The following is a 14091-nucleotide window of genomic DNA, read 5'->3' as shown; positions in this document are numbered from 1 at the left end:
ACATCCGGTAACATCCGGTAATTTCCGGAAAGAAAATGCACTTCTAATTTCAGAAACATCAGATAATTTCCTTTTCCAACCTTATGTAAGATGTATTCGATCCTTTACCTTTTTGAGAAAGATAGCCAGCTTCAACTAGCTTCGACAAATCATTTCTAGCTGTTTTCTCTGAAATTTTAAAATCAAAAAACACTTCATAATCCTTTCGTGAAAAAGTATTAGTATTCAAGCTATTTAAATAGGCATACATCCGTTCATTCAATTCTAAAACCAAAGGTTCACTAAACAATGTCAATGTCGTATAACCACTCTGAAACGTCCATTCGGGCTTTCTATAACCACTATTAACAAACTGATCTCTAATCAAAGTCAACCCTCTTCCTAACTTTTCCATTTTTCCTCTTAAATAAAACATGTGAGCAATAGTAGGGTTTCTTAACACAGAATGATGTGGTCTAATTTTTGACTTACCTTTAACAATATCTTCCGGAATTTCACCTGAATTAATAATTTCCATCTTATCCTTATAAATATTGATAGTTATTTCCCCCGAAATATCACTATAATCACGATGTACCATCGCATTTACAATGGCTTCATCTAAAGCTTCACTTGGAAATTTTAATTCAGAATTTCTACTCCAACTAGAATTATCGAATTGACTTACTAAAGGGTTGTGAAGACTAAAATAATCCTGTACTTTCATGAAAGCGACAAATAAATTATCTTCAATTAAATGCATATCGGTAATTATATCACCTGTTTTCCCTTCAGGTAAAACAGAAATTCTAATTCTACATTGAGGTAAAAATTTTATTGGCTCCTCAGCAAAAAGCACCACCGCACCGTTTTTTACACTTCCATAATCTATTAACTGAAAATAATTTAAGAAACCTTCCTCATCTTCTGGCAAAACATTGCCTTTACTTACTTTGTTAGCTTCTCTAATTGTTTTTTGAATTTCATGTTTGTTTAAATCTTCCAAACCACAATCTAAGGCTGTTGATTTTTCCCATGTCGAAGAATATTCATTAGAAGATCTTAACATAATGCTAATATCATCTTGATCCGCTTTCTTAGCCACATTATCTTCTATAATATAAAATACTTTATCTAAAGTATAAGGTTGCCTAGAACCTTTTAAAATATTTATTAAAACAAAGTTATTCTCTTCCTCATCGGAATCATATGCAATATAGACAAGTGACTGAGGTGAAATTCGGCTATTAACTTCTCTTTTTAACAAAACAACAGAATCATTACTCAACCCGTTTATATATGTAGGTTCTTTTCCTGTATGACCAACAATTATCCATCCCCCCTCAGTATTCAAAAAACCACATATATATCTTAATATTGATTCACTATCAAAATCTCTAAAAAACTTTACATTAAACTCGTTTGCTTTTTTAACTAGCTCTTGAACAAAAGAAATATTTTCCATAACTAATTAGTCTTTGATTTATCTATAAGTTTTTGAATACGATCTGGATGCTTGAACTGACTTTCAATATGCATTTTAATTGCATCATAATCATAGTATTCTTGAACCCAATTTCCAGTTCTTTTACTTGCTGGTCTCTCCTTATCTTTAATCGCTTCATTGTACATTCTAACACACCTTGTATCCATAACCTTACAATTATCAAAGGAAATATTGTCGAACTTAATTTTCTTTTGGGTAAAATCTTCTACAATAAAACTATCCTTAAATAAACTTCTTGTAAAAGTAACCCGATAATCGCATAATACAAAACGTGGCATCTCTCTTGCCATAGCTGTTTCAAACTCCATATGTGTTATTGATTTACCGCCGGGCTCTAACACACCTGAACCGTAATCTGGTCTTATAAAGCCCAAAAAAACATCACATTCATTAACCCCCTGAACACACATATCCGCACACGAAACACTACTATCTAAAGGAATAGTACCTTTATGAGACATTTTAACATCGTATCCAAAACCATCTAAAAGATCATAAATTCTATTTAAATCACTTTGGAAATTGTAGACCGTAGATGCCACAAATACTTTAATATTATTACGTTTTACACTCATCGTGTTATTTTCTATTTTTAATTAATTCTCTTTTAAAGAATATTTTTTCTACTTCAGTTCCTTTATAAAATCAATCATTAACTGGGTTTCATATGGGGTAAACTTATCCTCTTTTGTTGCATAACCTTCTTCATGCATTTTCCAGCTACCCATTTTACGCCTTACAGCTTCAAAGTCATCTGTCTCTAGAACTGCCATGCATTCCAACACTGTATTGAAAAGCTCGATACGATCCATATCCTTATTTATAAGCGACTTTTGGTATATCTTTAACATGTTTTCTACCTTAAGAACAAAATCTTTACTATAATCGTCCTTTTGCATCCAGATGGACACCTCTTTTATATGTTTGAAATTAAAATTTAGAACACTTCGCTCATTTCCTAAGTCTTCAAAATAAACATACTTCTGGTTAGCTATGGTCTTATCCAATACTTTACTATGCATACCCCAACCGTTTTCTTTGAAAGCCAAATCTTTAAATACAGGCAACTCTTCCAAAAACTGTATATTACTCAACATTTTGTGAACATACTTTTTTCCGTACGTTCTATCTAAAATTTGTCGTGTAAGTAATACTACTACCCCTACTTCATAATCGTAATTAATTTTATCAAACAAGCTATCTATAGCCTCTTTATCTCGCTCATAAGCAGCACCAGCTTCAGCAACCATACCCAACTGTTCTTTTGCTTCACTTACGGTTACCTGCCCATTCATTAACATAGGTAATAACCAATCACGCAACTCGGTTAACTTTTGGTTCTGCTGTTGGTTCAATTCTCGTTTATCACGTAATGGCCTAACAATTTTTTCAAATTCATCTTCTATATTGATAAAAGGTCTAATAATTTCTAATTTTTTAATGCTCTTTACATTAAAACTTTTAAAAAACGAGCCTACATCTGTGTTAGAAAAAATTTGTTCTTGAACATGAAGCCCCCTTATTGATAAGAAAAGATATGTAGGGTTAATATTTTTAGGACGAATAGCAGTTATATTTCTGCCTATCCCTGTTTTTAAACCCTTAGGAATTTGCGCATTAGCAGCGACACGCCCAGCATTCGTCATTAAAATATCATCTTCTTCAACTTCAATTCTTGATGTCCACGTAGCATAATCGTCAGCGCTAACCTTGTACTTATTAGTTACATCTACTATGCCATTATCCTTTATGTTTTCCAACTGTAATAGAAAGCAACTACTTTCTTCTACTTGCTCAGGCTTCTTGGAATGTAGGCAATCAACTATATCACAACTTTTTGTTATTACCTCGACCTGCCAATCTTTAGGTATGTCTCGCTTTAAAACCTCATTATATACCATTTTACCGCCTGATGACTTATACGGCCTACCATTAGCATTAGGAAAATCGAACTGTACAAACCAATAGTCATAAAGCGTTTTAGCCATAGCTTCAAGCTCTTGGTTTATTTTGTTATTTACTTCGATTTTAGCATCTAAGTCTGAAAGAACTTTAGATATTTTTCTTTGTTCCCAAATACTATTCGGTATTTCAATCTGTAGGTTTTCAAAGAAACTTCTAGATATGTAAGGAATAGTTGTTATAGAAGCTGCTTTCTTTAACTGCGACCCTATTTTAGACAAATAATAATACAAATACTCTACATCAATTTTACTTGACGGAACCAATCCTATAAATGTTTGGTTTGTGCATAACTCTGCTTTAGTTATTGCGGTAACTCCTATGGTTGCACTACAAGTAAACAACAAAGTATTTACAGGATAAACCCTTAAATTCATTGCATCTACAGTTGTTTGAGACACATTTTGACTAGAATTACTTTTATACAAATATTTACCATTTATATCTTCAATTCTACACCAAGGTATATCTCCATCGAACACTTTTGGCTTATCCCTTTGGGGGACAATAAATGTAGAAATAACGTCTTTCAATTTAACCTTCATATCTTATCAATTTAAGATTATTTTGAATAGCTCGTTCCAACTCTTCACTTTCTTTAAAAAGACTATCTATTCCCATACTTAAATCACCCATTTTTAACACAAACTCTTCTTCCGTTATATCTGAATGCTCAATTTTAATTTCAAAATACTGACCAGCACTTAAACTGTAATTTTTAGCTTTAATTTCATCGTAAGACACTACTACCGAAAAATCATCTAAACTTTTTTTATTTATAAATGTGTTTATAATTTGTTCTTCTTCTTGCAGATCTAAAACCGTTTTTTGGTTTTTCAATTCCTTAACCGTTCTACCCAAATTACTGGCATCTATCAAAACTACATTACCATCATTCTGTGTATCTAAAAATACTATAGATACATTGGTTCCTGTGGTTGCAAAAATATTACTAGGCATACTTACAACACCCGCTAACATATTTCTCATAATCATTTGCTCTCTTATCCGCTTATCAATACCTGACTGCGCCGTAATAAAGCCTGTAGGCACCACTATTGCCGCCTTTCCATTATTCTTGTCTAGACTATGCATGATATGCTGTAAAAACAAGCTATAAATAGACATTTTATTTTTCTCCTTTTTGGGCACGTTTGGAATACCTACAAAAAAACGCTCTTGATTTACTTTTTTATTAAGTTCATCTATATCGTCACTAAAATCCAGCTTAAATGGTGGATTACTAACAATATAATTAAAGGTTTTATTTCTATGATACGGGGTAGTCATTGTATTACCTTGTATCACATTTTGTATACTATGAACTAAATTGTTTAAAACAAGGTTTAACCTGAGCAAATTGGAAGACTTCTGTGAAATATCTTGTGAATACACCGTACACTTATTAGCACCAATAGCGTGTGCTAGGGTCATTAATAAAGTTCCCGACCCCGCACTGGGGTCGAAAATCGTCACATTTTCAACGGGTTCTGGCACCAAAATAGCCGCCATTATTTTAGATACTGCATGCGGCGTATAATACTCTGCGTACTTACCCCCTGCATCGTTATTGTAATCTTTAATTAAATATTCGAAGATGGTTGAGAAAAAGTCAAAGCCTTCTGTCATGACATCTTCAAAGTTGATATCATTTACAAGCTTATTAATCAAAGCTTTTGCAAAGGCATCACGCTTACTACTTACATATTCGGTAATAGGCTCGAACAACCTAATTTTAACACCATCAGGTGTGTTTACTGCGAACAAATCATTATTTGTGGCCGCTATATCTAACAAGGTTTCATCAAGACGCTTAGCGAAATCAGGCTGATCCTGTCTATTGAATAAGTATGGGATAAAATGTTCTGGCTTTAGGAAGGCTATATCGCTTTCTATCTGAAACTCTAATTTTTTATACTCATCTTCAGGCAAAGCTTTTAAAGCTTCCACCCAGTCTTCATTCTTAAATATTTCTGGTTTTACCTTTTTAAGTTCGTATGTAAACTTGTCGTTCAAGTATTTGTACAAAAAAATTTGGGTAATAATTTTAAATTCATTCCCATCATTACCTAAACCATAATTAGCACAAACAGCTTTTAAATCGTCTATAAGTTCTTTGGTCTGGGCAATGTGTTTTCTGGTCGTTTCTACAGTCATAATCTATACGGCTCTATCGTAATATTCGTCTAAATATTCTTTTACAATAATATTGCTTATAAACATTGTGGTATCGTAATCTAAAGCTTGTTGTAATGTGCTACCAAACTCTTTATCTACTAAACGTGCCACCTGCTTTGTAAAATAGTTCTCGTTATTTAATATATCGTTGCGTTGTAATACACTAATATCTGTTTGCTCTTTAATGTGCTGAAGCGCCTCAACAATAGCCGTTTTTAACGCTGAAGGTTTACCTGCTTCTATTAAACGCTTTTGTACACGGGCATATTTTTTATCACCTTCGTATTTGTCCTTTAATAAATTGTTGCGTCTATTTAGTTCGGTAATAGCTTCATGAATTTGTTTTAAAGACTTCATATTAGCTTGCATCTCTTCCTGTGAAACCTCGCTTAAGTTTTTATTATCAAACAAACGCCTCAACTCGTCATACAAACTAACCCATTCAGGATCTTTAGTATCGAAATTACCACCTAAAGCCTCTCTGGTTTTCTTTAAAATATCTTTAAGGGCATCGCCCAAAATCATTTCAGCCTCGCCAGTTTTCTTAAATTCAAACAGGATATCTTCGAGTGCAATATTAAGCAAATTACTAACTTCTTCATTGTTTTGTAATGCTTCTTTAGCATTTAATAATGCTAACCTATCGGAAGCCATGATACGCAGCGCACCTAAGGTTCTAAAATCCAAGGTTTCCAGTAAATCATACTCACCAACTAAGCGAATAACATTATAAAGTGATCGTGCCTCTTCTAATGCTTTTCTAATTTTAAGCATCTCGCCACGATTATTTATTTGTGAAATCTGCGAAGAGAAATTTTCAGTGTTTTTTAAGTCGAAATCCGCTAACGTTTCTTTAATTTCTTGAATGTTTTCCTGCATTTCTTCACGCGACATGAATAAATTAGAATAACTTTCCATTTCATCTCCTAAAACCTCCTGAAGCTCGTCGAAATACGCACGGTTGGTTTTATCAAATTCTTTAGATATATCAGCAAAATCTACCACATAACCATATTTATAGTCTTCGTATGTTCGATTAACACGGGTTAATGCCTGCAACAGGTTGTGGCTTTTAATAACACGACCTAAATAAAGCTTTTTAAGGCGTTTAGCGTCGAAACCAGTTAACAACATATTATAAACAAATAAAATATCTATTTTACTTGCTTTAAAATCGTCACGCCATTGCTTTAATTCTTCTTTACTACCAGAATTATAAAGAATTAAGGCAGCTTTCTTAGCCCGACTTTCTTCCGTCATTATTTTACCATAAGTAGGGTTTGGTTCCGCGGCATTTAATAAACCACTATCATCAGCATATTTTTTATTAAAAACTTCAAACAACATTTCCGCTTGTTCAGCACTATCGCAAATAACCATAGCCCCCGTACTCGGATCTGAATTTCTTATTCTAAATTGCTCGAAATCTTTAATAATATATTCTAACATAGGCTCAACAAAAGACGGATGTGCATATACATCTGTTTTCTGAATATCCCCCTTTTTAATATCGATGCTATCTAATGCATTCTTTAATATAACCTTATATTCGGTTTCAATTTCTTCACGAATTAACTTTAAAGTATAACCATCGGCTATCGACTTGTTGTAGTAATACTTATGAATATAATCACCGAAAAGGTATTTAGATTTTAATGTCTCACCAATTAAAGGCGTACCTGTTAGCCCTATTTTAATTGCTTTTTTATCACTTTGCTCCAAATTTGCTAAAAAGCTTCCTTCTGGGTTGTAACTACGATGTACTTCGTCAAGGAAATACACGCGCTGCACATTAATATCATAATCGGTAGCTGCGCTAACGTGAGTATCATCCTTAAACTTTTGGATGTTAACTACGGTTATTTCTCGTATACCTTTATCGTTATTTACTGCATTTTTCTTTCGTAAATCCTTTACAAACTCGTCTCTTGAATTTACGGTATGTACTTTTAAACCCCTTGCCGTAAACTCATCTCTAGCTTGGGTTAAAAGGTCTAAGCGGTCTACAATAAAATAAAACTTCGGTACTTTATGTTGTTTCTGAAAGTAGTCTGTTAAATGATGTGTATTATAATAAGCCAATGCCGTTTTACCACTACCTTGTGTATGCCAAATAATCCCCTTTTTAATACCCTTATCTAAAGCTTCTTCAATTGCTTTAGTTGCAAAAAACTGTGGATAACGCATGATATGCTTTTGCAAGCCTGTTGTTTCCCTTACATAGGCAAACGCGTATTGCAGCATAAACTTTAAACGATCTCTACTTAACAATGAAGTAAGCACCCTGTTAGTTGGTGAGTTAGGGTTTTTATTCGTATTAAATTCTGGACTGCTTTTTAACGTGGGGTAATTGGTGTCCTGTAATAAAAACTCCTGCGTCACTTCATCTAAAGGCCTTAACTCTTTATTCAAGTTAAAACCTATTTCTTCCCTAAAATAATTAAAGATTGGTTTTTTATACGATGGTGACGCATAATAAGCCCCCTGCCACGGTTCAATTTCCTCAGGATCGTATTCCATGTTGTTAGAAAAGATCATAAACTGGGTAATGTTTACAAACTTTCTAAACTTCTTATTTCTAAATCGTTCCTGTATGCGCTTACGTTCTGCTAAAACACCATCTCTATTGTTTGGCTTTTTAACTTCAATAAACACTAAAGGCATCCCGTTTATTAATGCTATTATATCTGGCCTGAACTCATCCTCGCCGTTTTTATAGGTTAGCTCAGTAACAACATGAAATTGGTTATTTTCAAAATTCTCAAAGTCGATAAGACGAGTTCCAGAACGTTGGGTAAGCATTTCGTAAAACACCTTTCCTAAATCATCATTTTCTAATGCTAATTGAACATCCTGATATAGCCGATTTAAATCGTGGCTATTTAGGTTAGGGTTAATGCTACTAACAGCTTCAAAAAAGATATCAGTAAAAACATTAGTTTCAACATCCCATTTTGCCCCTTTTAAAGAAAGGTATTTATAGCCTAATTGTGTTAGATGTAATATAGCTGGTAACTTAACTCTTGAGTCTTCGTTTTGGTTCATGCAGTGTTAATACTTCAAGTTTAATGTAGGGAGTTTATAAAAATATAAATCTTTTCTGTCAGATCCCTATAATTTTCACAATAATTTTGAAGTAATAAAACACATTTTTTTACCACTAACTAGGTATCACAAAAAAACAACTACGTACTACAAAACCTGTATTACGCCGTATTACACTATATTTAACGTTACAAACGTCACTAAAAACCTTAAAAAAGGCATTTTATTAATGTAATATCTGTACCACGAAACTCTTTTTTTGTCTTACGCTACAAGCTCTTCTAAATTCAAAAAATCTACTAAATCATCACCTTCATCTAAATTTTTATGTTCTAGTAAATCACTACATTCAATATTGTAGCCTAACCGCCGTAAACTTTGGGATTTCAAATGCCAATCCTTAAACTCTGTCTTATCAGGAAACAGCGTAATATTATAGCTTTTTAAAGGCTTTAAAAGCGCTTCTTTTAGGTTAGATTTAGAACCTGTAGCTAACCATAAGAACGTAGGGTATATTATACTTAAAATAACGGCTGTTTTCTCGGACTCGACTATACAAACAGTTTTACCTAGCTCGTAGTCAATTATGTTATGCATTCCGAAAAGACACTGCTGTAACACGAAAGTATCTATCCCTAAAATCCTATGCATCCAATTTATACGGACTTTAGGTTGTTTTACTCGCTTACCTGTAACTTCGTCGTATAACATGACTTTACCTGCGCAAACATTCAATTGCTCATCAACTTGCCAAAAAATTGTAGCGCCATCCCAATATGTACTAGTCCCGATATGATACTTTTTAATAGCTTTGATTACATCTTCACTTCTGAAATATTTTAGCAAATAAGTGACAAAATGGTTTTGGTTATTCTTATAATCTCGACCATAAGCCCCAATCACACCATCATCATGACACGAAGGTTCAGGCTGAATAACAGGATTACTTAATGTTACTAATGTTTTATTTCCGTTAGGTGCTAGATGGTAACTACATTTACTCTCTCTATCACAACGTCCAATCGATGCTTCAAGGTAGCTATTAGTCTCTACTTCAACATATTTTACAAACGTTTTTTTACCACAACTTGGGCAAATAAACTTTTTACTCGATTTATCTAAAGAATATTTATACATCATAATTTTAAATTAGTACTTCTCGTACTCTATTTTAAGTACGAATGGTACGAGGTTGTTTTTTAAGCGGCTTTTACTTTATTAAAATGGTTGGCTAACAAATACCTGATACCGTCTTCTACCGTAAAGTCTGGCAATGGTTTCTTTTTTGGTTTTATAGCCTTTTGGGGTTGATAGTTAATTGCGAGCATATCACATAGCTTATCCAGCTCTTCTTTAGGAAGAGCCTTAGCTACATTATATACATCGTTAGCGTTCATAATTACAGACCTAAAGCTTTTCTTCGTTTTCTTATTGCTCCTTCAGACAAGCCTAATTCTTCTGCTATTTTAACGTTAGAAAGCCCTTGACTCATCAAATCCTTCATTACTTCATCTCGTTCAGAAATGGTGTCATAGGCCCCCTGTTTTAAGTGATCTTCTTCGAAACCATAGTCTTCAAACTCAAAGCATAAAAAATTAGCTGCCTTAGATAAACGACATACCACAACATTATTCGCATGATATAAATGCTCTGTATTACGCTGTTTAATCTGAATTAAATACCTTAGTGCAGGATCTACCGCACTGCCACCAATAGCAAATGAACTATCGCAAAAATTCATTAACATCTTGCTTCCTGCCAGATCGTTTTTAGTTATTGGGTTCGAGGCATTTCTTTTGGGTGTATGCGCTAAAACTAAAATGGAAACATCTTTAGTTTTAGTCAGATACTTTAAAAACTTCATGAGCTCTAAAGCATCTTTAGCCCTTTCGTTATCGGTTTTTAGATAAGTAAGGTTATCAACTATTATAACTTCTACACCCTGATTAACTATTGTATTTTCTAGTGTTTTTGTTAAATAATCTTCAATGTTTTTACAATCTTTAGGCAAATCAAATTCAGGGTTTAGTTCAGCCCTAAGTAGATTTGAAGTGAAATTATAGTGGTTAGTATAATTTTCGGAGCAACGATTTTCAAACTGCTTGTCGGACAATTCGAAGTCTAAATACATAACCTTTTTAGGCTGTGTTTGAAGCTTAAACCCTGAAACAGGTCTACCGCGGCTTATACTATCGGCTATTTGCACAGCTAAAATAGATTTGCCGATGTTTGTATCGGCAAATAAAATACAGAGTTCTTTTTCATACCAAAATTCACTAAAAAGCATATTCGGTATTGGACGGTTTTTAGCCTCTTCTATCCATTTATTGGCAGGTTTAACAATTAAGCATCCCTGTTTCGACCATGTGTCTTGAAGCCTATTTTCTTTGGCAGTTATTTCGTTTAAAACTTCTGTAAACGCTTCATCTTTCTGTCTAGCCTCTATCATATCTCATGCTTTTTTTCAAGAGACCAGATCTCTTTAATTAATCGGTCATAATTGAAGGATTGATGATTTCCCATAACAGAAAACGCAAACTGCTTATACTGGTAATCGGGCTCTAACAAAAACCGATTTAAATCGTTAAGTACCTTTAAGAACTCCATTTTTAATTCTTGTGAAAACCCACTAGAATTTATTACAGACTCCACCTTACTTTTAATTCCCTCCAATGCCTCTTTACTAGCAGGTTCAACAGGATTTGAATACCTACAAAACAGCCACGTCAAAAGTGCCGTAAACTCAAACGTTTGTTCGTAGCCTTTAGTTAGTTTCTTGGCTGGTATGTCTAAATACACAACTTCAGGAATACTATCATAATCCACTTGAAATTGCTCGACATGATCGGAAAGCAATGTTCTTAAATACACAGATAAGGTCTGATTTTCCTCTCTGGCTAGTTCTTCTAAACCAAGCTTAACATCTTGGTCAATTCTTAAGTTAATTTTTTCTTGCATTGATAATTGGGTTTATTATTCTAGGCAAGATTACGACGATAGGGCCGGTGATTTGCTATGGATTGAAACAAGGTTGAAAGAAGATTGAAAACCTTAAAAACCTAAAAACAAACACTTTAAAACAAAAAAAATAAGCTTATCAAGCTTATTTTTAGTAAAAAATTGATTAAAACAGTAGACTTTTACTTATTTAATTTATTAGAAACTTCCGTTTTCATCATTCTAAGTCTACCTGAAATAGCCTTTAATTTTAAACTTTCTAGTTTGGATAATACAGAGTTTATTTTTTCCAGTTGTAATTTTTTATTTGTTGTGTAATCAATCCCCCTATACGCCATCTGATATATAGTAGATTGTTGAATTTTATCATTAAACACAGACCAATCTTCATATAACCCAACAATTTTACAAGCTCGAATAAATTCAGGTAATTGCACACCATGGTTTGGTTTCGATACCAAGTCATAAAGGACACTTAGCACTAACATACGTTCATCATCTTTAAAATCTGCTATCATACTTTCAGTAATACTTACATTTTGATTTACATCTTGATTAAAAGGTTCTTTTTCATTGTTATCACCCTCATTAGACGCTTCAAATTCTTTTGCCTTATACGGGTATTTTACAACAATCATCTCTTTATATTCTTCAGAACTTTCGTAAGACATATTAGTAAAATCTTTTAAATAAAAGTATTGGTATTTTTCCTGTTCGTAAATAAGTTCGTAGTAATTGTAATGAATATGGTAATGCCTAGATATCTCATTCAAAGCATCGTTAATTGCTAAATCTTTAATAAAAGCATTATACGTTTTGTAATTCTTTCCGAGATAAGCTTGTTTTACTTCCTCTTCTAATACCCATTGATGTATCTTCGATGGTTCGCCTTGGTAAAGGGTGTATCTTTCGCTAAATTGAGAAAAGGCTTCATATTCTGAAGCCTTTAAATTATTCTCAAATTTAGCTTCCCTATAAGGCGTTATCCATCTTAAAAAATCATTATTTATTTTATTAAATGGCCTATGCCTTTCTTTTGATTTTTTAAAATATCTTATAAGTAATCTTTTGGCTGCCTCTGTAGTTTTATTGTATGTAGTCTGGTAAACTTGTTGGTATTTCATCTATTTTAATAATGCTGAATAGTCTTCTGGTAATTCGGCATCAATATCTCTTAGATATTGTTCTAAAGCCTTCATGGTAGCATGACCCGTTATTAATTGTAATTTGCTTTTTACTTCAAAAGCGGTAGCATTTTTCGCCATTTCCTTATATAATTTAGTTATAAAAGTGTGCCTAAAACTATATAAACCATAGTCAACACCCAACCCGAAATGATCTTTCACTTTTTTAAAACGCTTGGTATAAAAATCTCGTTTGTTCGTTTCTTCCGTTTCCCACTGCCCTCCAATATTGGCTTCTGCAAATAAATAGTCTTCTTTACTAAATTGAGACAAATCAGGAAGTTCTTTTATTAATATATCTGGTATTATTTTAATCTTTACTGGCTGGTTCTTGGCTTTTACATATAATTTTTTGTCCTGAATATCTATATCTCCTATTTTAAGCCTACACACTTCTATAGGCCTTAAATAATTGTAGGATATAAACTGAACATATAAGAATAGTGTAGGATCATATTTTCTTAAATACTTAAAAATTTCTTCTTGTTCCTTTGGCTTGTATGTTTTATTACGAGAAGGTATAGCCTTTAATACATTTATCTTTTTTACAAAGTTCTCTAGTACTACGTCATTATCTTCTAAAACTTGATAAAATGACGCTAAGTCAGTTCGCGTATTATTTCGGTTTCTTGGACTGGTACGCTGTAATACGTCATTTAGATATTGTATTACATGCTTTTTGGTAATACTTGTAATTTTATCAACATCCTTTAAACCTTCTAATTTAATCCATTTAGTAAAGTTGTTTATACGGCTTTTAAACTTCACAAAAGAACTGGGAGACATCATGTTCATCTTTAAATCTAAAGCTAGTTCAAAGGCCTCTTTTATAGTCATAGAGTTATCTTCAACTACTTCTACAATTTCTACCGAAGCTTGCCTTACTTCTTTCTTTTTAGTTTTAGCTTTCTGTTTATTATCTAACTTATCCAGTAAATATTCGGTTAATGATCTGTTATCTTCGTATGGATTAAAGCCTTCTCGCAACACAACAAGTAGGCTTTCTTTCATAACATTTAATAAATGTAATCGTGTACGTCTATCTTTATGCTTATTAACACCTCCCTTAATATTCGTCTGACGGGTTAACTTGCCTGTTTTAGGATTTCTAAATGTATAGTATACATACCACTCCTTTTCTAAAGCTTCTTTCTGTTCTTTTTTTGACAACTTAGACCATTGATTGACATCAACACCACCAGTGTAAAATTTAGGTTCAGAATAATTGATTTTCATGGGCAAAACGTGTACGGAATTGTGTACGTTTTGTAAAAGTAA

Annotated in this window: 11 protein-coding genes; all 11 read right to left on the bottom strand. The window is 33.0% G+C overall.

Annotation, left to right across the window (positions count from 1 at the left end):
• Positions 1–58 precede the first annotated feature (58 nt).
• Positions 59–1444: an RNA/DNA-binding domain-containing protein gene (locus WJN01_RS13980; protein WP_445197780.1), complete on the bottom strand. Its 1386-nt coding sequence runs from the start codon at positions 1442–1444 to the stop codon at positions 59–61.
• A 2-nt stretch (positions 1445–1446) separates the two neighbouring features.
• Positions 1447–2028, bottom strand: coding sequence for a DUF4062 domain-containing protein (locus WJN01_RS13975; RefSeq protein ID WP_445197779.1), 582 nt, complete (start codon positions 2026–2028; stop codon positions 1447–1449).
• Positions 2029–2109: 81 nt separating this feature from the next.
• Entirely contained in the window at positions 2110–3993 is a 1884-nt protein-coding gene (locus WJN01_RS13970) for a restriction endonuclease subunit S (protein ID WP_445197778.1), read from the bottom strand.
• Positions 3983–5605: an HsdM family class I SAM-dependent methyltransferase gene (locus WJN01_RS13965; protein ID WP_445197777.1), complete on the bottom strand. Its 1623-nt coding sequence runs from the start codon at positions 5603–5605 to the stop codon at positions 3983–3985. Before WJN01_RS13965 ends, WJN01_RS13970 begins: the two co-directional genes overlap by 11 nt.
• Positions 5606–5608: 3 nt before the next feature.
• Positions 5609–8671 carry a type I restriction endonuclease subunit R gene (locus WJN01_RS13960; RefSeq protein ID WP_445197776.1) on the bottom strand — a complete coding sequence of 1021 codons (3063 nt, stop codon included), beginning with the start codon at positions 8669–8671 and terminating at the stop codon, positions 5609–5611.
• A 264-nt stretch (positions 8672–8935) separates the two neighbouring features.
• Positions 8936–9811: a DUF6371 domain-containing protein gene (locus WJN01_RS13955; protein WP_445197775.1), complete on the bottom strand. Its 876-nt coding sequence runs from the start codon at positions 9809–9811 to the stop codon at positions 8936–8938.
• 59 nt (positions 9812–9870) lie between these two features.
• Positions 9871–10068, bottom strand: coding sequence for a hypothetical protein (locus WJN01_RS13950; protein WP_445197774.1), 198 nt, complete (start codon positions 10066–10068; stop codon positions 9871–9873).
• Between the two features lie 2 nt (positions 10069–10070).
• Positions 10071–11120 carry an AAA family ATPase gene (locus tag WJN01_RS13945; RefSeq protein WP_445197773.1) on the bottom strand — a complete coding sequence of 350 codons (1050 nt, stop codon included), beginning with the start codon at positions 11118–11120 and terminating at the stop codon, positions 10071–10073.
• Positions 11117–11629 carry a hypothetical protein gene (locus WJN01_RS13940; protein WP_445197772.1) on the bottom strand — a complete coding sequence of 171 codons (513 nt, stop codon included), beginning with the start codon at positions 11627–11629 and terminating at the stop codon, positions 11117–11119. Before WJN01_RS13940 ends, WJN01_RS13945 begins: the two co-directional genes overlap by 4 nt.
• Before the next feature lie 182 nt (positions 11630–11811).
• Positions 11812–12753: a hypothetical protein gene (locus WJN01_RS13935; RefSeq protein WP_445197771.1), complete on the bottom strand. Its 942-nt coding sequence runs from the start codon at positions 12751–12753 to the stop codon at positions 11812–11814.
• A complete protein-coding gene (locus tag WJN01_RS13930) occupies positions 12754–14049 on the bottom strand; it encodes a tyrosine-type recombinase/integrase (RefSeq protein ID WP_445197770.1) in 1296 nt (431 codons plus the stop codon).
• Positions 14050–14091 lie beyond the last annotated feature (42 nt).

The organism is Tamlana sedimenti, assembly GCF_038148895.1.
Classification (GTDB): Bacteria; Bacteroidota; Bacteroidia; order Flavobacteriales; family Flavobacteriaceae; genus Tamlana.
The sequence above is the reverse complement of the archived record's forward strand: the minus strand, read 5'-3'. Positions and strand labels throughout refer to the sequence as shown.